Source organism: Paenibacillus sp. LT-B23 (assembly GCF_059417685.1).
Genome location: NZ_JBSQBM010000030.1, coordinates 43807 through 62758, shown reverse-complemented (window position 1 = coordinate 62758; position 18952 = coordinate 43807). Strand labels below are relative to the sequence as shown.

Below are 18952 nucleotides of genomic sequence, written 5' to 3'. Positions count from 1 at the left end.
TTTCCAGGGTGTAACACCTTGAAGAAAAGCGCATGGCTATTCATTCACACGATTAGTGATGAACCGAATGCCCATACGGTAGAATTTGTTTTACAAATTCATGTTTGGTGGCGATAGCGGAGGGGTTCCACACGTACCCATCCCGAACACGACCGTTAAGCCCTCCAGCGCCGATGGTACTTGGACCGCAGGGTCCTGGGAGAGTAGGACGTCGCCAAGCAAAAGTAAGAAGGACCATGATCTCCTTGAGATTGTGGTCCTTCTTTTTTGTATATTACGTAGAGCCTTATATGTAACCCCTAATCTGTCTTTTTTCAAGCGGATTATTTTTTATAAAAGGGTCGACTTTATCCCTGGAAACGCTTAATTATAAGGGATGTCCTTCCTGCGAGTACACTTGTTTGTACAGGGTAATACTAAAAGTTATGGCTACTGAGGAAGGCTTGACACCCCTATACCGCTTTGCTAAGATTGCAATAATATATTTTCAGAGAGCCTTGATTTGTCCATGTCGGACAGACAACAAGACCAATACAGACTAAACAATTTGAAGGAGGATCATCTTGGTGTGGGAAGATAAATTCGGTAAGGAAGGCCTTACCTTTGACGATGTTTTGCTGGTACCTCGCAAGTCGGTGGTTCTGCCGAAAGAAGTAAGCGTAGCGACCCGTTTGAGTGATAACGTTAAGCTGAATATTCCTTTGATGAGTGCTGGTATGGATACTGTTACTGAGGCAGTTTTGGCAATTGCCATGGCTCGTGAAGGCGGTATCGGTATTATTCATAAAAATATGTCGATTGAACAGCAAGCAGTAGAGGTAGATCGGGTTAAACGTTCAGAGAGCGGTGTTATCACCAATCCATTTTCATTGACTCCAGATCACTTGGTATCTGATGCTGAAGCCGTTATGGGTAAATATCGTATTTCTGGCGTACCTGTTGTAAATGAAGAAAATAAGCTGGTGGGTATTATTACTAACCGCGATCTTCGTTTTATTCACGATTTTAATCTTAAAATCAGTGAAGTGATGACCAAGGAAAAGCTGGTAACTGCACCTGTAGGTACGACCTTGCAGGAAGCAGAAGGTATTCTGCAAAAGCATAAAATTGAAAAACTTCCTTTGGTCGATGATGAAAATTACCTCAAAGGGCTTATCACTATTAAAGATATTGAGAAGGCTATTCAATTTCCAAACGCAGCGAAAGATGCACAAGGGCGTCTTCTGGTCGGTGCGGCTGTCGGTATTTCCAAAGATACGTTTGATCGGACTGAAGCACTCGTAAATGCAGGTGTGGATCTGATTGTCGTCGATTCTGCTCACGGTCATCATATTAACATCATTGAAGCGGTTCGCAAATTGCGTGATGCTTATCCTGATCTGACGATTGTAGCAGGTAATGTAGCTACTGGTGACGGAACGCGTGAACTGATTGAAGCCGGAGCTTCGGTTGTAAAAGTCGGCATTGGTCCAGGCTCTATCTGTACAACGCGCGTGATCGCCGGGATTGGTGTTCCGCAAGTAACAGCTATTTATGATTGTGCGACAGTAGCACGGGAATATAATATTCCGATTATTGCAGACGGTGGCATTAAATATTCCGGTGAAATTACAAAGGCCATTGCGGCAGGAGCTTCTGCGGTAATGCTGGGTAGTCTTTTTGCTGGTACGGAAGAAAGTCCAGGCGAATCCGAGATTTATCAAGGCCGTCGCTTTAAAGTATATCGTGGTATGGGTTCCATGGCTGCGATGAAGCAAGGAAGTAAAGATCGTTATTTCCAAGATGATGATAAGAAATTGGTGCCGGAAGGCATTGAAGGACGTGTCGCTTATAAAGGACCACTTTCCGATACGGTTCACCAGTTGTTGGGCGGTCTTCGTTCTGGTATGGGATATTGCGGCACTGCTAATATTGAGGAGCTTCGTAATGATACGAGCTTTATCCGTATTACGGGTGCAGGTCTGCGTGAAAGCCATCCGCATGATGTGCAAATTACAAAAGAAGCACCAAACTATTCATTATAAAGTTCGACTGTAGCAGACTTGACGACAGGCAGGGCGTATTTCGCTCTGCCTGTCTTTTTTTAGAGATACCCCTGTGATAGAATAGACAAGTGTCCGCTTTTTACGAATGGGTTGATGCAGTAAGGACACGTTAGGACATAGGACTTACTTAGTACCTGCTCATTCCAAGATAAGAGCAGAGAACGTTGACTATTGGCTCCAACTGAGGAAACAAAACCGAATTTTAAAACATTAATTTCATTGGCCTAGTAGAGGCTTTATCCACCGTCTCGTTATACATAACGGATCGGGTTGAGGTACGAGAGGGGTTTGTATTCATTTGAAAGCGAACAATCATAAACAAAATAAGAAACGCAGCATGATTAAAAAGAGCGTAACAGCAGTCATGGTGCTTAATATGATGTATATGTCAGCTTTGCCGGTTGTGGGCAATTTTGATCCGACTGTAGCCACTTTTGCTGCCGGAGCGACAACGGAGGCGGCGAATATTACGGGGACAGGCTCTGTGAACCCGCCTAGTCTGGCACTGCGCTCGGCTATCTTGATTGAGCCTTCCACAGGGCAGGTATTGCTGTCTATGAACCCGGATGAGCCGCTCCCACCAGCAAGTATGACCAAAATGATGACAGAGTACATCGTAGCGGAGCAGGTTAAGCAAGGAAAGCTCAAATGGACGGATAAGGTTACGGTTAATGAGAATGCTGCCAAGAGCATCGGATCGCGTATTTTTCTGGCTCAAGGTGATCAACATACGGTAGAAGAACTGTATATTGCCATGGCGGTAGGCTCTGCCAATGATGCAACGGTAGCTCTTGCCGAGCGTGTGTCTGGAACCGAGCAGGACTTTGTAAAATTGATGAATGAAACAGCTCAGAAAATGGGTATGAAAAATACGTATTTTATTAACTCTACAGGGTTAGACCGTGGTGATATGCCTACAGGGTTTCAGCCGGATACCAATCGAGAAACTGTAATGACAGCGAGAGATGCGGCAATACTGGCTGGTAACATCATTAAGGATCACCCTGACTATACACGGTTTACGACGATTCAGTCGTACAAGTTCCGCCCGACGGACAAGGCCCCGATTATTAACTATAACTGGATGTTGGAAGCAAACAAGAATATAACTAACTTTAGAAAGTATGCTTATCCGGGTCTGGATGGGATGAAAACAGGTCATACAGCTAATGCGGGCAACTGTTTTACAGGAACAGCCGAACGTAATGGAATGCGCCTCATTAGTGTAGTTATGGGTGCTGACTCCGATGCGCACCGTTTTACAGAAACAGCTAAAGTATTAAACTATGGTTTCGATAATTTTGAAGTGAAGCAGGTAGTGGCTCCAAAGACGGTGGTTAAAGGTGTGGAGAATGTACCTGTCACCAAGGGGACTGAGACAGAAGTTCCTGTCGTGACCAAGGATGCAGTAAGCTTTGTCGTACCTAAAGGCGCAGGCAACCCTAAAGTGACGTTTACAACGAACATTACGCCGGAAAGCTCGCTCGTGGCACCTTTGAAGCAAGGGGCAAAAGTCGGAACGATCACGTACACGTATAAAACGGATGGTGTGGATAAAGGTCAAGTCAAAACCGTCGATATGGTTACTACCACGGCTGTAGAAGAGGGCGGCTGGTTCCGTATGCTTTTCCGGGCCATTGGCGATTTCTTTGGTGATTTGTTCCAGGGAATTAAAAACTTGTTCTAATGGCTTGATGTCAAATAGAAAGAACCGATGTATCCTGTTTTCATTACTTATTTAGCGGATTGAAATGATTGTGTATTTGGCGTCTGTGCGGTAAAATATTAAGTTAGAATCTAAACGTAACCCTTACAGGAGGAAACGACATGGAAACGGGAACTTCACGTGTAAAAAGAGGTATGGCAGAGATGCAAAAAGGCGGCGTAATCATGGATGTCATGAACGCTGAACAGGCTAAAATTGCAGAGGCGGCAGGTGCTACAGCGGTAATGGCTCTTGAACGGGTGCCTTCAGATATCCGTGCAGTCGGCGGGGTTGCCCGTATGGCTGACCCAACGATTGTGGAAGAGGTCATGAAGGTGGTTTCTATTCCTGTTATGGCTAAGGCTCGCATTGGCCATTTTGTGGAGGCGAAGGTGCTGGAATCTCTCGGAGTTGACTATCTCGACGAGAGCGAAGTGTTGACACCTGCGGATGAAGTTTTCCATATCGATAAGAAAGAGTTTACCGTTCCATTCGTATGCGGAGCCAAGGATCTGGGAGAAGCACTGCGTCGCATCGGCGAAGGTGCATCCATGATTCGTACAAAGGGTGAGCCTGGAACCGGAAATATTGTCGAAGCTGTTCGTCATATGCGTTTTATCAACGGCCAAATTCGCAAGGTGCAGAACCTGTCGAAGGACGAGCTGTATGCAGAAGCGAAAAACCTTGGCGTTGCTTACGAATTGCTGCTGGAAGTGCATGAGCACGGCAAGCTGCCAGTGGTCAACTTTGCAGCGGGCGGCGTAGCAACACCTGCTGATGCCGCATTGATGATGCATTTGGGTGCTGATGGTGTATTCGTCGGTTCTGGTATTTTCAAATCCGATAGCCCTGAAAAATTTGCACGTGCCATCGTGGAAGCGACTACTCATTATACGGACTACAAGCTGATTGCAGAAGTGTCCAAGAATTTGGGTGCTCCGATGAAGGGCATTGAAATTTCCAAACTGGCACCGCATGAACGCATGCAGGATCGTGGTTGGTAAGAAGGAAGGGACCGGCATGAAAATAGGAGTTCTGTCGCTGCAAGGCGCTGTGGCTGAGCATATACGAAGCGTTGAACTTGCGGGTGCGGAAGGTGTGGCGGTGAAGAAGATCGAACAGCTCAATGAGCTGTCCGGTCTTATCATTCCCGGCGGTGAAAGCACGACGATTGGCAAGCTGATGCGCAAGTATGATTTTATTGATGCTATACGCCAGTTTTCCGATCAAGGCAAGCCAATATTCGGCACTTGTGCGGGATTGATTGTGCTGGCCAAAACGGTTCAAGGACAAGAAGAAGCACATTTGGGACTGATGGATATTACAGTGTCACGTAATGCTTTTGGTCGCCAGCGGGAAAGCTTTGAAACAGACTTGGACATTAAAGGGATTGAGGAACCGGTTCGTGCTGTGTTTATACGCGCGCCATTAATACAGTCTGTTGGAACGGGAGTAGATGTACTGTCTAAGTATAACGGCGAGATCGTGGCGGCCCGTCAGGGTCATTTGCTGGCTTCATCCTTCCATCCGGAATTAACGGACGATTACCGGTTGCATCAGTATTTTGTGGATATGGTCCGCGAATAGCAGAAAGTCAGGTTTGTAGTGTAGGAGGGGTTACCTGTGTTAGATATAAAGATTTTACGTAATGAGCTTGGTCGAGTTGAAAAAGCTTTGCAAAATAGGGGTAAATCTCTGGATCTGATAAATGGCTTTACGGATCTGGATGTTCGTCGTCGTGAGTTGCTTCAGGAAAGTGAAGCGCTCAAAAATCGCCGGAATGTCGTATCCGGTGAAGTAGCCAAGTTGAAGAAGAATAAAGAAAATGCGGATGACCTTATTGTCGAGATGCGTCAGGTTTCTGACCGTATTAAAGAATTGGATGAGCAAGTGCGCGAGCTGGAGGTTCAGATCGACGAACTGGTGATGTCCATTCCAAATATCCCCAACGAGTCGGTGCCTGTAGGTGCTTCGGAGGAGGATAATGTAGAGATTCGCCGCTGGTCGGAGCCACGCGAGTTTTCTTTTACGCCTAAAGCACATTGGGAGCTGGCACAGGAGCTGGATATTCTCGATTTTGAGGCGGCAGCGAAGGTGACGGGTTCCCGTTTTACGTTCTACAAAGGATTGGGAGCACGTCTAGAGCGTGCGTTGATTAACTTTATGATGGATCTGCATAGCAGTGAGCATGGTTATGAAGAAATGCTGCCCCCATACATTGTGAACCGGGACAGTCTGTATGGAACAGGACAGCTTCCGAAGTTTGAAGAGGATTTGTTCAAGCTGCGTGATACCGAGTATTATCTCATTCCTACGGCTGAAGTTCCAGTAACGAACTATCACCGCGAAGAGATTATGAACGCGGATCAGCTTCCAAAAAATTATGTAGCATACAGCTCTTGTTTCCGCTCTGAGGCAGGATCGGCAGGACGGGATACACGTGGTTTGATCCGTCAGCATCAGTTCAATAAGGTAGAGATGCTTAAGCTGGTTCACCCGGACACCTCCTATGAGGAACTGGAGAAAATGACGAATAATGCAGAGCGTGTTTTGCAACTGCTTGGGCTTCCATATCGTGTGCTGGCACTTTGCACCGGGGATATGGGCTTCACGTCTGCCAAAACGTATGATCTGGAAGTGTGGCTGCCTGAGAGTGGCATGTACCGTGAGATTTCTTCTTGTTCGAATACAGAAGATTTCCAAGCACGTCGTGCAAACATCCGGTTTCGGCCGGAGCCGAAAGCAAAGCCTGAATTTGTACATACACTGAACGGTTCAGGACTGGCTGTAGGACGCACAGTGGCTGCTATTTTGGAGAACTATCAGCAAGAGGACGGAAGCGTTGTGATCCCGGAAGTGCTGCGTTCATACATGCGAGGCGCTGAAGTTATTGCTCCCAAACAGTAAGCATTGCATTCGTTTAAAGTCTGTGGTAAAATAATTTTGTTGCGCCCGAGATTATTTTAAATGGGAAGCAACTTTATCCAATTACCACCTGGAGAGGTACCGAAGCGGTCATAACGGGGCGGTCTTGAAAACCGTTAGAGTGCAAGCTCACATGGGTTCGAATCCCATCCTCTCCGCCATATTATAAATGAACCAAGCCATCCGATACGATAGCTGATACATTGGCCTTTGCGCGCTGATGATTAGAGATCGTAAAGAATGGCTTTTTTGTTGTATAAAAAGCCTGTTTTTTTCACACGTTATCAGATGTGGAGGTGCTGGCATGAATCGAGAAATGACAGTAGATCAGCAAAAGCTGGTAGAAGCCTGGCAGGAACAACTGGCGAGACTTTTGAATTCAGGGGATAAATCACAGGTACAAGCAGATGAAGCAGACAATCGCACTATACGCATCCATATCGAGGTAGAGGGCAGACAAATGTACTCCTTTGATTTTGCATGTACTTATGTAGATTCTCGGGAAGTGAAGGTTAGCTTGGTCGATGTAGAACGGGACGGACAGTCTGTGGATGAACGAACAGATATCATTCAACAGCTGGTGTCCGACTATACTCGGCATATTCATCAGTGTGCTCAGTCGTTGCAGTCATTGACACATTCGTAGTCATGAAGGAATGAGGGGGAAGCTACATGACAAAAGCCAAAAACGGACTGGATAAAAACCTGTCTAACATTGTGGATGATTTGGAGCAGCGTCCGGTTAACAGTCATCAGGCACAACAAGTACAGCAGGACCGTAATGACCGCCGTCATCAAGATGCACTTAACCATGATGAAACGGAAGACCTGCACCATCTATAGTCCTACTTAAAATGGTAATAAACGGTTTTGCCGATGTATCAAAATATAGTCTGAGAACGGAGGATGCATAAATGAGCAAGCCTAAAGCCATTCCTGTTCCCGAGGCACAGGACGCCGGTGGAGGAAACGAAAAGCGTGAGCGTAATCATCAACAGGAGCCACTATCCGGTTCCAAAAAGGTGAAGCAGCGGAATCACGTAGACCACCACAACAGAGAAGGATCATAAGCAGTTAGACTTTTTGCCTAAAAATTATGGTAAAGTACAGGACACCCTGGTTAAAGAGCCGGGGTGTCTTTGTGCTTATTGTAAGAAAATTTTCCAATAAGTGTTTCATTGCCTGTGAGTATGCGGTAAAATAGGGGGGTGTGTATTTTTTGTTAGTATTATAAAAGGGGTTAATTACGAGAGGAGAGAATCTACACAATGAGTAAAAAGTTATCCGTCTTGGTACTCACTATGGTGTTGCTTTTGACGGTAGCCCTGGTAGGTTGTAGCAAGAAGTTAGAACCGAAGGAAGCTGTTACGAACGGTACCGCTAATGCAATGAAACTGACTTCTTATGAATCCAAAAGCCAATTTACGGTTAAAGATTTGACGATTACGTCTGCTTCCGTCCCAAGCGAGCAAAGTGCAATGGTGACGAGCATGCTGAAGAATGCGGACATTACGCTGGATGGTGTATACCAAAAAGAACCTTTACAATCTGAAATGACGCTGGGCATTCATTTGAAAGGTGACCTTTCCACCAGCTTCACGATTCCAATGGTTATGACCAAGGATAAATTGTACGTTAAAATTCCGAACATTCCATTTTACCCGCTTCCACAGGAAGTTGTGGGCAAATTCCTGATTATTGATCCGCAGGAGCTGGCTAAACAGTCCGGACAAGAATTTAACCCTGCATCAATGGATCAGGAAAAATCGCAGAAATTTGCGAATGAAGTCATTGCTGCTATTCTGGGTGAGTATGATCAAGCTACGTACTTCTTTGATATTGATCCTAAGGATGCTAAATTGCCACAAGGCATTAAAGCTAAACAAGTCGTACAATTTAAAGTGACAAATGACAACGTGAAGCAAGCGACAAATACATTTATCACTAAGGCGCTTCCTAAAGTTCTTGATGTGATGTCTAAAGACGAATACGCTAGCATGCTGCAAGTGAAGAAGGAAGAGCTGGCTGAAGCGAAGAAAGAACTGCAATCCAACACCAGTGAGGTTAGCAAAAAGCTGGATGAGTTGAAAAACTATTTGACGGTGAAACAGTTCGACATTAATACAGCCTTGAACAAGGATGATATTCCTGTGTATCAAGACCTGAATGCGAATGTAGAAATGAATGACCCGTCCACAAAAGACAATGTGAAATTGTCTGTAACTGGCTACACGCAATACAGCAAAATCAATGAAAAAGCAACATTTAAAGTGGGTATTCCAACAGGGGACCAAGTCCTGACGATCGAACAATTTCAACAAAAAATGCAAACCGTTGCTCCTTAAATAAAGGAACGACGTGATTGTAAAGGCATTATCCATATCATATGATGTAATGCGAAAAACCCGCTTGGCTTAGAGCCAGGCGGGTTTTTGTCATATATAGCTCTGAGCAGATGGTGTACCTGTCCAGGTCTGCCACACGTGATCTTCGGCTAAAAGCCCGAACATGCGATGATCCTGCCATGTCCCTTGAATTTGTACCAGCTTGCGAGCAATACCTTCAGGCTGAAAGCCGCACTTTTGTAGTACACGCTGTGAGCGCTCGTTATGCAGCAGGGTACCGGCTTGTAGACGGTGAAGCGATAGGGCGCGGAAGGCAAATTGTATGGCCAGCTTCAAAGCTGCGGTCATATGCCCTTTGCCTTGTTCATGCTGATCCATCATGTAGCCGATATCGGCGAATTGTCCCATGCCGCGCACAAGATTAGAAATGGAGACATAGCCGATCAGACGCTCGTCCTCCAAGAGAAAGATACCGAACGAATATCCCCGATCCTCCTCTGCTTGACGCAATTTCTGACGGATATATTCCTCCTGTTCTTCCAGCGTGAAAAATGAATCGCCGTGAAGTGGCTCGTACGGCGCATGGGACTCCCTATTTGTAAGCCTGAGGGCAAGTAGAGCTTCACTATCGGCCAGGCTAAATGGCCGTAACAAGATACCTTGAGGCGTATTATACAAGCTCATAGGCATGGGCTGATCTCCTTCCATGGGAAATTAGCAATGAGACGTCAATAACGGCTGCATTACGGTTGTGTATAAGTAAGCGATCCTAACTACCTATCCTCAGGATGAAGATGGTGGGGAAGACAACTTGGCAGCGGACCTTTTTTGCCGGAGCTGACGAAAAAAATCTGTCAGCAGCGAGGCGCATTCCTCTTGAAGAACGCCGCTGATCACCTCAGTGCAATGATTGAATCGAGGCTCCTGTAGTAAATTCATCAGCGTACCCGCACAGCCTGCCTTCGGATCGGTGGTGCCATAGATCAAATAGGGAACCCGTGATTGTACAATGGCTCCGGCGCACATGGGACACGGCTCCAGAGTGACATACAGCCTGCAATCCAGCAGGCGCCAGGCTCCCAGATGCTCGCTGGCCTGACGAATGGCGACCATTTCGGCATGTGCTGTCGGGTCAGCGTCCGTCTCTCGCAAGTTGTAGCCGCGTCCTATGATTTCATTATCTTTTACGATGACAGCTCCGATGGGCACTTCACCCAACGCTTCTGCCTTATACGCTTCTTGAATAGCTTCTTTCATCCAATAAGCGTGATCTATTGTGGTCACTGGTAAAAATGCCCCTTTCAAATGCGAATTATCCAACGAACAAATATTCCGTTGTTAACATGATGTGAATAATTTTGTGGATAACACGACACTTATCCACAGGTTTATCCACAGTTTATAATAAAAGCTGTGTATTTGTGGACGACTTGTGGATGATTATCTTGTTATATTGTAGGCAAACGTTCGCATATTGACAACTGTATACAAGCTGTTTGTATTTATGTTTATCCGGGAAATGTAAATGCTGGTATCACAGGCGCTATTACGGTATCATTGAATTAGCAATTGCCAGTAATCGCCAGCATACGGCAAGAGGTGAGAAATCAGTGTGTCGATAAAAATCAAAATTACGATCATTTTGTCGGGGTCCGTTCTGTTTATCCTTTTGTTAAATATTGCACTCAACTATTACACGACCCACGAAAATTTAAGAAGTGACAGCGAAACGAAAATGGTTCTGACGGCCAAGATTATTGGAGGAGCCATTGAACAAACTCAACAAAGCTGGGTGGCCGTCGACAAGCAGCTTGGATATAAGTTGTGGCTATCTGCCATGCTGGCTGCCAGCCAGCTTGATCCTGATATCGATCATGTTACGCAGGAACAACTCGAACAGCTGACCAAGCGCAGCGGGGATATTGATATTTCCCTGATGGTGCGTGATGGGAAAGAGTACAAAGTTGCCAAATCGTCCAATCCGAAAGAGATCTTGTCTGGCGATCCATTGACAGGCTATTGGAAAAATGCAGTTGATCAATTATATGAGCATGGACAGGCTGGAATGGTGCATGGTCAAAATCTGGATCATTTTTGGACTGGAGCATTTGACTATACAGGCTCAGATGCCACCCATATTAACAAATGGGGATTTTATTATGACAAAAAGCGTAACTATATGATCCGAATCTCCTTTCAGGACAGTGAAGTGCAAAATTTTATACCGATCCTCAACCCCGATGAAATCGTAAAGCAAACCCAACAAGTGGATTACCGCATCATGGAGATAACGGGAATTAACCCTACAACCTTCGGTGGCTCTACGATGGACAACCATGGAAACGACCGAAAATATTATTACATGTACAACAAGCCTATCCGATTCGGCACTTATCAACTAGCGAGGGTACAGGAGGATCGTTTGGCTGTTTCCAAGGCCATGTTCTCCGGGGAGAGTATTGTACAAGACTGCTATATTAAAGGCGAACGGGTCCTCGTCAGTTACATACCATTTTATCCGGCTAACCGTGACGCCTATGTCATTCGTATTGTTATGAATTATGATACGATCTCTTCCGTTATTTATAAGCAATTAATCAGTCTGATTGCCATCTCTATTGTCTTACTGGAGGTTGTGATCATTGGCAGCTATGTGCTAGCAAGTTTTTTTGTCCGCCCAATTCAGTCGATATTGGGAAAAGTGAACGAGATGGCTGACGGCCATTTTGACACACGACTACAGATTAAGGGTGGTCATGAGCTTGCTCAGCTTGGTGAACGCATCAATGCGATGGCCTACAATCTCGGGATGTATACACGGAGACTCGAACAGATGTATGAGGAGAACCGTTCTGTAAAAGAACATCTGGAGTCTGTCATTAATCAGACCGCTGATGCGATTCATGTGACCGATCAGGATGAGCGTATCATCCGGGTCAATCATGCTTTTGAAGCCCTGTACGGCTGGACCAAAAAAGAATTGGTCGGGCGTAAACTCCAGTTCGTACCGCCACAGCAAGAGGAAGAGTACGAATTTCAGAAGGAAAGATTGCTTCAGGGAGAGAGTATGGTATCTATTGAGTCCATTCGAATGCGCAAGGATGGAAGTACGGTAGAGATTAGTATGAGCATGTCGCCCATTCTGGATGAAGAAGGCGAGGTCCTGGGATTCATCAGCGTCTCGCGCGACATTACAGGCCGCAACCGGATGGAGGAATTGCTGCGCAGATCGGAGAAACTGACGACGGTAGGGCAACTGGCGGCAGGAGTTGCGCACGAAATTCGCAATCCGCTGACCACGCTGCGCGGGTTCCTCCAGTTACAGCAGCAAAATAAAGTGCTGAATCTGAAGCATAATGATATTATGCTGTCCGAGCTGGATCGTATTAATCTGATCGTCAGCGAATTTTTAATATTGGCAAAGCCGCAGGCGGTACATTTTCAGAAAAAAGATGTGCGTTATATTGTAAGTGACGTCATTTCCTTGCTTGATAGTCAGGCGCATCTGCTAGGCATTGTGTTCAATCTACAGGTAACGGAGGAGCCTACCCTCGTATACGCCGAAGAAAACCAGTTAAAACAGGTATTCATTAATTTGCTTAAAAATAGTATGGAGGCCATGAGCAAGGGTGGTACGATAACGATTCATTTGTTCTTGGAGGGAGAAAGCGTTAAAATCTTCATACGGGACCAAGGGACGGGTATTCCGGCAGAAATGCTGTCCAAGCTGGGGGAACCCTTTTTCACAAACAAGGAAACAGGTACAGGACTCGGACTTATGGTCAGCCAGCGTATTATACAGAGTCATAAAGGCACACTGGATATTGATAGCATAGAGGGAGAGGGAACGACAGCCCTTGTGCAGCTTCCAACTGCCGAGCCTGAGCCATTGGATGGGCAGCAGAAGGAAGCGTGACAGTAGAAATGGAGGGTACACAGGTTGCGCATTAACAAGTTTATCAGCGAAACCGGTTTTTGCTCGCGCCGGGAGGCGGACAAGCTGGTAGAGAGCGGCCGCGTGACGATTAACGGCGAGGTGGCGGTGCTGGGCAGTCAGGCGGAGGAGGGCGACGACGTCCGTGTGAACGGCAAGCCACTCCGTGAAAAGTCCGGTCACGTATATATTGCATTGAACAAGCCGGTGGGGATTACAAGCACGACAGAAAGCCACATTCGAGGGAATGTTGTCGACTTTGTGGGGCATCCGCAACGGATTTTTCCCATCGGACGTCTGGATAAAGATTCGGAAGGTCTCATTTTACTTACGAATGACGGAGACATTGTGAATAAGATTTTACGGGCGGAAGGCAAGCATGAGAAGGAGTATATCGTAACGGTGGATCGACCCGTCACACCATCTTTCGTGCAGGGGATGTCCACAGGTGTAAAAATACTCGGTCAGCTGACGCTCCCCTGCGAAGTGACGCGTGTATCTGAGTACGTATTCCGCATCATCTTGACGGAAGGGAAAAACCGTCAGATCCGGCGCATGTGTGCTGCCTTTGGCTATGAAGTGAAGAAGCTGCAACGTCTGCGGATTATGAATATTCGTTTGGGGTCGCTTCAGAGAGGCGCCTGGCGTGACCTGACAGAGACGGAGAAGCAGGAACTAGGTGAGATGCTGAATTATACACTCAGCTAAGCCTGAGGGCTTCTCATGGCTGATAGATGGCAGGGTAATGGATAGGGCTAGAATGGGATAGCATAATGAAAAGGCACCGACTGCATAAAAAATGCGGCGGTGCCTTTGTCTATATAACATATACATAATCAACCTTCATTCGAGCTTGAGGTAGGACTGATAACTTGTGTGCCGTTCTGATATTTACGTAGTACGGAAATTTCGACACGGCGGTTTTTGGAGCGTCCTTGACCATCCTGATTACTTGCTAGTGGACGATACTCACCATAACCGATGGATACAAATTTGGTTGGATCAAGCTTCGGATTGAGTAGCAAAATGCGCAAGAAATTCAGAGATCGTTTGGCACTCAAATCAAAGTTGGACGGAAACTGACTATTGGAAATCGGCACATTATCTGTATGACCTGATACGATAACATCATAGCCAGGAAACTGCTGGAGCATGCTGGAGATGGACTTGGCCAGCTTTCTCGCTTCCGGCTTTACCTCAGCCTGACCCGATGAAAACAAGGCGTTATCACTAATAGTTATCATGAGCTGGGATTGGTTCAGTTTTGTATTGAGCAGCGGAGTCAGGCCATTATTTTCAATATACTGATCCATTTGCTTTTTGAGCTTTTTCAAATCCTCTTCTTCCCGCTGGGCGAGTTGCTTTTGCAGTTCAGCCGTAGAAGTGGCTTTAGACTTTATAGGTTGTGTTACCTGTTCTTTATTTTTGCCCATATCTGCGGATTGTGACGATGGATTGGCGGCAGAGTGATCCAGTATGCCAGTGCCGCCACTAAAAGCCGCACTCATGGATTGAGCCATAGTTTCAAATTTTTTGGCGTCGAGTGCACTCATCCCGAATAAGACGATGAAAAGAGCTAGCAGAAGGGTCATCAAGTCGGAATATGGCAACAGCCAGCTTTCGTCGGCATGCTCCTCGTGCGGTTCATGTCTTTTTTTACTCACCGGAATCCCCATCCTTCTTGGTCAGGGTAGCCCGTTCGGTTGGAGTCAGGAATATCGTCAGCTTCTGGCTGATTGCAATGGTGGATATACCTGATTGAATTGAGAGCAGGCCTTCGACCATCATCAATTTAAGCTCCACTTCTTTTTTTGATAACCGTTTCAACTTATTGGACATTGGATGCCACAGGACATAACCTGTAAAAATACCGAGCAACGTCGCAATAAAGGCTGCCGCGATGGCATGAGACAGCTTGGCCATATCACTAAGATCGGCCAGAGCGGCAATCAGACCTACGACGGCACCGAGTACCCCGAGCGTTGGAGCGTACATACCAGCCTGAGAGAAAATCAGCGCGCCGGAGCGGTGTCGATCCTCGGTAGCGTTAATGTCCTCCATTAGAACGTCACGTACGAATTCCTGATCATTACCATCAATAATCATACGCATACCACCACGCATAAAGGGATCGTCGATCTCCTCTACCTTGGATTCCAGCGCAAGCAGACCTTCGCGACGGGTAATGGATGCCCATTCGGTAAACGTGCCGATGAGCTCTTTACGGTCCAAAAGCTTTTGTTCCGTGAAAATAACCTTGAACAGCTTCGGAATCCGTTTGATTTCTTCCATCGGGAAGGCCATAAAAATACTTGCTGCCGTTCCGACAAAAATAATCATGTAAGCAGCGGGGTTGTTGACCAAGTTGATCACTGGCGCGCCTTTGAGAATCATCCCGACGACCAATGACACAATCCCGAGTACAAGTCCGATAATGGTTGAAATTTGCATGATACACCTCATCCATGAGAATAGATTTTGAATCCTTTCATGCCGCCGGGGTCGTCCTTGCCCCAGGCACGTCATTACAAGACGGATTATAGTATTTATCGACAAAACTCTCTTTTTTGTTAAGTACGAATTTCCGGTATAATAAGGTGATTATCTAATGAATGGTGGAAGAATTGGAGGAAATGGCATGGGAGTGAAGCACGGACGGGAGTATGAACAAATTTTGAACGATTTGACAGAGGCTGTGGGACACATTCCGGATAGCTATGAATTTTTCGAAATGGAAGCAGAAGATTGGGACAGGCTGGACCCGGCAGGGCATCAGGAAGTCAATGAAGCGCTGGCTGAAGACCTGTTTTATGCGCTGGGTACAGAGCCCGTTATCGCTGTGGGCAGCGGCGTTGTCATCTATGAACCGGAGCAGCACCGTATCTATGTGCTCATTGGGGATGAGGAGCTAACGTCGGTACCTTTGATTTGAACAGGTCCGTCTTATGGATTTATCAACGGGGCCGTGGTAATATGGACACCACTATATTGTAGTTTTAGTCGCATTCAAAGCGGCTGAAAGGCTTCCGTATAAACGGGGAGGAGTCGTAACATGCCTTTTACACAAGAAGAGATTGAAGCACATCTGGAGAAGCTGGAGGGCTGGGAACTGGAGGAAGGACGCTGGATTGTCCGCAAATATAATTTTTCCAGTTTTATGAAAGGGATTGCATTCGTGGATGAAGTTGCTGCTATATCGGAAGCATTTAATCATCATCCATTTATTACGATTGATTATAAGACCGTGACCCTGCGCTTAACCTCCTGGGATGACGGTGGCATTATGGCCGTAGATATTAAGGAAGCCCAACAATATAATGAAGCTTTTGAGAAAATGCGTAGCAGTCATTGAGCTGATCATGGTCTGCCATATGATAAAAGCGCCTTCGATATACAACAATGCCGTTGTATGCCGAAGGCGCTTTTATCATTGAACACGAGGTTGGGGGTCAGGATGATATACCATACAATGAAACGGCTTTTTGCCATCGGGAGTCTGACGTTCATAGGTATCCGTAATCTCAAATCCGGCTGCCTTGTAAGCCCGAATGGCGCGCCCATTCCAGGTCAGTACCTCCAGATCAATTTCATTCTCCGGGTTGCGTCGTCTGGCTTCCTCGGCAATGGCACGGACAAAATCGGCTCCTCTGCCATGTCCACATAATTGGGGGTGCATTCCCAGACCCAGCCGGGTCACTCCAATCATCGGGAAATATTGAGCAAATCCGGTTAGCGTATTCTCGTCATCCAGTACAGCAACATATTGCTCTTGGCGAAGCGTGGGGCTTCCAAATTCGACTTCAAGTGCCTTCATTTGTTCCCAAGGTAGCCAGCCGTATATGTTGTAGGGTGGATCATAGCGCCACTCACATATCGCAGCCGCCTGCTGTTCGTCCATCGGTACGATCCGGTAGTTAGATATTGAGGCCGGCATGTCTCCCCATCCTCCTTTTACAAGTACTTAAACCATTAACAACAGATTGTAGACAAGTTGCAGGGGATTGGCAAGCGGTGTTTATTTCATACCCAAGTCGGGTATACATTCAATAGGAAGGCTTTACTGCTCATATGCTCCCCCAGCCGTGACGGTAAGACCGACGATGTTCGCAAAATCTGAAACCTTTTGAGGTGTCAGTTCGTCAGTAACGATAAAGTTTCTGATGTTGTGGACATAAAAAACCGCAATTCGATTCCGGCCAGAATCAAATTGCGGCTCAGGGTTAGCTTGCTGTTCGTTAGTTATTCTACGTTGTCGTCATCAGGAGTTTCAGAAGCTACAGCGTGGTAAGCGTCTGTGCTCATAATTCTTTTAGCACCGACATAGCGGTTAGCGTAATAGTTTTCGTTCAGTGAGCTAACAACTACACCACGTGAAGATGAGGAGTGGGCAAATTTCCCTTCACCTACGAAGATACCTACATGGGAAATGCCTCTTCCTGTGGTGTTGAAGAACACCAGGTCACCAGGTCTCATTTCGTCGCGGGATACGGAAGATCCCATTTTGAATTGTGATCCAGATTGATGGGGCAGATTAATTCCCAGTTTGTGATATACATACATTGTGAAGCCGGAGCAATCGAACCCGTCGAGTGTAGTGCCTCCGCTTCTGTAGTTCGTTCCTTTGGCATCTTGGATGACCTGGTCCATCTTAGAGTCTGCAAATGCACTTCCTCCACCGAATGTAAAAGATGTAAAGGCAATGGCGAGACCCATGGCTGCGATCGTTAGCTTCTTCTTCAAAAAAAATATACCCCTTCCAATGCCTGCGAGGTTAGCTTAAGGATTCGGTAGAAGGTTCCCCTATGACCACTCTGTTGCGAGATCAATTCACCCAAACTGGTTCCCCCGCTTCCCAGGTGCCAGGAATTAGGCTTAACTTAAGATGTGCACCTTGGAGAGCAGTATTCACGATAACGATGTTTTTAAGGTAAAGGTTACAATAAAGATTACAAAGTTGTTACTATCAGTTCACTGCGATTATTGTAACAAAGTCGGCTGGCTTTGGCAAATGTTTCATCGCAAAAAGTTACAAAAAAATCTGCTCCCTTTATCGCGGGAACAGATTTTGTTAAGAGTATTCAGTTATGTGCCGTTTGCCTGGATATGACTGGAGATGGATAGTTGTCTTTGGACAGCCAGAAATTGTTCGGGAGGAACGGAGTGAAGGTTCAACCTCTGCCGGAGATATCGGTATGCCATAGTCGGTACTGTGAACTGATGTGCCATAGCCTGACCAGACTGGTAACAAAATGATACGTTTGCTGGAGAATGAGTGCCAGCATGCCAGTCCAAATCATCGCCATCGTGCCGAATAGACCAAGGACGAGCAGTACACCTGCACCGAGCAGAAGCGAAATACCGATAGCCGGGAGGATTTGGCGAAAGAAGGCAAGCAGCGACGATAGTATGGCGTGACCACCTACGGTGCCTAGCTGCATGTACAGGATGCACTGGCGGATGAACCAGCCATAAGCAATCCAACCGATGGCATAGGGCAGCACATGCAGGAGATAGGCGGGAGATTGCAGCGTCCCTGCCACGATAGGGTAGAGCTTTGGCACCACCCAGAAAGCAGGGAGCAGCAGGAGTCCAAGCTCGATGACGTAATAGATCAGCGATGACAAGCCATGACGTTTCATTCCGCGGAAAAAGGACAGACTCTGTGGCTCGGTCGCATGGGTGTGCAGACTTTGGTATATTCCCGCCCGGATGAAGGGGGTAATCAGTGTACGCAGCACCGTTGCCCCCAGTAGTATCCACAGATACATATGAACCTCTCGGTTGTCCGTCAGGGCAATCTGGCTCTCCATCCAAAACAACGTCTGTCCCAGTTCATTTTGACCCTGATCGGGGTAGCGCAGCAGCAGGGGAGTAACGGCGGATTGTACCAGCCGATAGAGAAAAACGCCCCATAGCAGTCGATACAGAAACAGAATGATGACAATATAAAATTGTATGCGCACAAGCGCCCAGCCTTCTTTTATAACAGTACGCATCT

At 46.5% G+C, this 18952-nt stretch carries 20 protein-coding genes, 1 tRNA gene, 1 rRNA gene and 1 riboswitch; of the genes, 15 read left to right on the top strand and 7 right to left on the bottom strand.

Annotated elements, in window-relative coordinates; all coding sequences use genetic code 11:
* Nucleotides 1–103: 103 nt before the first annotated feature.
* From rrf to ACWXW9_RS26515, 11 genes are all read left to right on the top strand, one after another.
* Nucleotides 104–220, top strand: a 5S ribosomal RNA gene (gene rrf, locus ACWXW9_RS26565).
* A gap of 346 nt (nucleotides 221–566) precedes the next feature.
* The gene (gene guaB, locus ACWXW9_RS26560) at nucleotides 567–2024 is read left to right on the top strand and encodes an IMP dehydrogenase (protein ID WP_494931824.1); all 1458 of its coding nucleotides are present in this window, start codon (nucleotides 567–569) and stop codon (nucleotides 2022–2024) included.
* A gap of 319 nt (nucleotides 2025–2343) precedes the next feature.
* The gene (locus ACWXW9_RS26555) at nucleotides 2344–3732 is read left to right on the top strand and encodes a D-alanyl-D-alanine carboxypeptidase family protein (protein ID WP_494931819.1); all 1389 of its coding nucleotides are present in this window, start codon (nucleotides 2344–2346) and stop codon (nucleotides 3730–3732) included.
* Nucleotides 3733–3872: 140 nt separating this feature from the next.
* Nucleotides 3873–4754: a pyridoxal 5'-phosphate synthase lyase subunit PdxS gene (gene pdxS, locus ACWXW9_RS26550; RefSeq protein ID WP_494931818.1), complete on the top strand. Its 882-nt coding sequence runs from the start codon at nucleotides 3873–3875 to the stop codon at nucleotides 4752–4754.
* A gap of 16 nt (nucleotides 4755–4770) precedes the next feature.
* Nucleotides 4771–5337: a pyridoxal 5'-phosphate synthase glutaminase subunit PdxT gene (gene pdxT, locus ACWXW9_RS26545; protein WP_494931817.1), complete on the top strand. Its 567-nt coding sequence runs from the start codon at nucleotides 4771–4773 to the stop codon at nucleotides 5335–5337.
* Between the two features lie 36 nt (nucleotides 5338–5373).
* The gene (gene serS / locus ACWXW9_RS26540; RefSeq protein WP_494931816.1) at nucleotides 5374–6657 is read left to right on the top strand and encodes a serine--tRNA ligase; all 1284 of its coding nucleotides are present in this window, start codon (nucleotides 5374–5376) and stop codon (nucleotides 6655–6657) included.
* Nucleotides 6658–6747: 90 nt separating this feature from the next.
* Nucleotides 6748–6836: transfer RNA gene (locus tag ACWXW9_RS26535), tRNA-Ser, on the top strand.
* 143 nt (nucleotides 6837–6979) lie between these two features.
* On the top strand, nucleotides 6980–7321 hold the full coding sequence (locus tag ACWXW9_RS26530) for a hypothetical protein (RefSeq protein ID WP_354454509.1): 342 nt from the start codon (nucleotides 6980–6982) through the stop codon (nucleotides 7319–7321).
* A gap of 26 nt (nucleotides 7322–7347) precedes the next feature.
* A complete protein-coding gene (locus tag ACWXW9_RS26525; RefSeq protein WP_494931815.1) occupies nucleotides 7348–7518 on the top strand; it encodes a hypothetical protein in 171 nt (56 codons plus the stop codon).
* A 71-nt stretch (nucleotides 7519–7589) separates the two neighbouring features.
* Nucleotides 7590–7745, top strand: coding sequence for a small acid-soluble spore protein P (locus tag ACWXW9_RS26520; RefSeq protein WP_134911701.1), 156 nt, complete (start codon nucleotides 7590–7592; stop codon nucleotides 7743–7745).
* Between the two features lie 198 nt (nucleotides 7746–7943).
* On the top strand, nucleotides 7944–9020 hold the full coding sequence (locus ACWXW9_RS26515) for a hypothetical protein (protein ID WP_494931814.1): 1077 nt from the start codon (nucleotides 7944–7946) through the stop codon (nucleotides 9018–9020).
* A 90-nt stretch (nucleotides 9021–9110) separates the two neighbouring features.
* Here the strand turns inward: ACWXW9_RS26515 and ACWXW9_RS26510 are convergent, their stop codons facing one another.
* Nucleotides 9111–9710 carry a GNAT family N-acetyltransferase gene (locus ACWXW9_RS26510; protein ID WP_494931813.1) on the bottom strand — a complete coding sequence of 200 codons (600 nt, stop codon included), beginning with the start codon at nucleotides 9708–9710 and terminating at the stop codon, nucleotides 9111–9113.
* A gap of 93 nt (nucleotides 9711–9803) precedes the next feature.
* Complete coding sequence (gene tadA / locus ACWXW9_RS26505; protein ID WP_494931812.1) at nucleotides 9804–10304, bottom strand: tRNA adenosine(34) deaminase TadA; 501 nt, start codon at nucleotides 10302–10304, stop codon at nucleotides 9804–9806.
* Between the two features lie 328 nt (nucleotides 10305–10632).
* Between tadA and ACWXW9_RS26500 the strand changes: the two genes are divergently transcribed.
* Together ACWXW9_RS26500 and rluF are read left to right on the top strand one after the other, a co-directional pair.
* Nucleotides 10633–12936, top strand: a complete 2304-nt coding sequence (locus ACWXW9_RS26500) for a PAS domain S-box protein (RefSeq protein WP_494931811.1) — start codon at nucleotides 10633–10635, stop codon at nucleotides 12934–12936.
* A gap of 24 nt (nucleotides 12937–12960) precedes the next feature.
* On the top strand, nucleotides 12961–13662 hold the full coding sequence (gene rluF, locus ACWXW9_RS26495) for a 23S rRNA pseudouridine(2604) synthase RluF (protein ID WP_149096309.1): 702 nt from the start codon (nucleotides 12961–12963) through the stop codon (nucleotides 13660–13662).
* A 128-nt stretch (nucleotides 13663–13790) separates the two neighbouring features.
* Here rluF and motB read toward each other — a convergent pair whose 3' ends face one another.
* Both motB and motA read right to left on the bottom strand, forming a co-directional pair.
* Nucleotides 13791–14618, bottom strand: a complete 828-nt coding sequence (gene motB, locus ACWXW9_RS26490; protein WP_494931810.1) for a flagellar motor protein MotB — start codon at nucleotides 14616–14618, stop codon at nucleotides 13791–13793.
* Nucleotides 14611–15405, bottom strand: coding sequence for a flagellar motor stator protein MotA (motA, locus tag ACWXW9_RS26485; protein ID WP_044646838.1), 795 nt, complete (start codon nucleotides 15403–15405; stop codon nucleotides 14611–14613). Before motA ends, motB begins: the two co-directional genes overlap by 8 nt.
* Before the next feature lie 187 nt (nucleotides 15406–15592).
* Here motA and ACWXW9_RS26480 point away from each other — a divergent pair, with 187 nt between their 5' ends.
* Complete coding sequence (locus ACWXW9_RS26480; RefSeq protein ID WP_494931823.1) at nucleotides 15593–15886, top strand: hypothetical protein; 294 nt, start codon at nucleotides 15593–15595, stop codon at nucleotides 15884–15886.
* A gap of 120 nt (nucleotides 15887–16006) precedes the next feature.
* Nucleotides 16007–16306, top strand: coding sequence for a 4a-hydroxytetrahydrobiopterin dehydratase (locus ACWXW9_RS26475; RefSeq protein WP_007428083.1), 300 nt, complete (start codon nucleotides 16007–16009; stop codon nucleotides 16304–16306).
* Nucleotides 16307–16381: 75 nt separating this feature from the next.
* Here ACWXW9_RS26475 and ACWXW9_RS26470 read toward each other — a convergent pair whose 3' ends face one another.
* The 3 genes from ACWXW9_RS26470 to ACWXW9_RS26460 all read right to left on the bottom strand — a co-directional run bounded on the left by ACWXW9_RS26470 (nucleotide 16382) and on the right by ACWXW9_RS26460 (nucleotide 18950).
* Entirely contained in the window at nucleotides 16382–16888 is a 507-nt protein-coding gene (locus ACWXW9_RS26470) for a GNAT family N-acetyltransferase (protein WP_149096312.1), read from the bottom strand.
* Between the two features lie 305 nt (nucleotides 16889–17193).
* Nucleotides 17194–17694: a C40 family peptidase gene (locus ACWXW9_RS26465; protein WP_431085590.1), complete on the bottom strand. Its 501-nt coding sequence runs from the start codon at nucleotides 17692–17694 to the stop codon at nucleotides 17194–17196.
* Nucleotides 17695–17699: 5 nt separating this feature from the next.
* Nucleotides 17700–17837: riboswitch (cyclic di-AMP (ydaO/yuaA leader) on the bottom strand.
* Between the two features lie 285 nt (nucleotides 17838–18122).
* Nucleotides 18123–18950, bottom strand: a complete 828-nt coding sequence (locus tag ACWXW9_RS26460; RefSeq protein WP_494931809.1) for a hypothetical protein — start codon at nucleotides 18948–18950, stop codon at nucleotides 18123–18125.
* Between the last annotated feature and the right edge of the window lie 2 nt (nucleotides 18951–18952).

Excerpts from the sequence above, each read along its gene's own strand:
- ACWXW9_RS26515 (WP_494931814.1), top strand. The coding sequence starts at position 7,944 with ATGAGTAAAAAGTTATCCGTCTTGGTACTCACTATGGTGTTGCTTTTG.
- ACWXW9_RS26520 (WP_134911701.1), top strand. The coding sequence starts at position 7,590 with ATGAGCAAGCCTAAAGCCATTCCTGTTCCCGAGGCACAGGACGCCGGT.
- ACWXW9_RS26525 (WP_494931815.1), top strand. The coding sequence starts at position 7,348 with ATGACAAAAGCCAAAAACGGACTGGATAAAAACCTGTCTAACATTGTG.
- ACWXW9_RS26475 (WP_007428083.1), top strand. The coding sequence starts at position 16,007 with ATGCCTTTTACACAAGAAGAGATTGAAGCACATCTGGAGAAGCTGGAG.
- ACWXW9_RS26510 (WP_494931813.1), bottom strand. The coding sequence starts at position 9,710 with ATGCCTATGAGCTTGTATAATACGCCTCAAGGTATCTTGTTACGGCCA.
- ACWXW9_RS26480 (WP_494931823.1), top strand. The coding sequence starts at position 15,593 with ATGGGAGTGAAGCACGGACGGGAGTATGAACAAATTTTGAACGATTTG.
- pdxT (WP_494931817.1), top strand. The coding sequence starts at position 4,771 with ATGAAAATAGGAGTTCTGTCGCTGCAAGGCGCTGTGGCTGAGCATATA.
- motA (WP_044646838.1), bottom strand. The coding sequence starts at position 15,405 with ATGCAAATTTCAACCATTATCGGACTTGTACTCGGGATTGTGTCATTG.
- ACWXW9_RS26470 (WP_149096312.1), bottom strand. The coding sequence starts at position 16,888 with ATGCCGGCCTCAATATCTAACTACCGGATCGTACCGATGGACGAACAG.
- ACWXW9_RS26460 (WP_494931809.1), bottom strand. The coding sequence starts at position 18,950 with ATGCGTACTGTTATAAAAGAAGGCTGGGCGCTTGTGCGCATACAATTT.
- ACWXW9_RS26530 (WP_354454509.1), top strand. The coding sequence starts at position 6,980 with ATGAATCGAGAAATGACAGTAGATCAGCAAAAGCTGGTAGAAGCCTGG.
- pdxS (WP_494931818.1), top strand. The coding sequence starts at position 3,873 with ATGGAAACGGGAACTTCACGTGTAAAAAGAGGTATGGCAGAGATGCAA.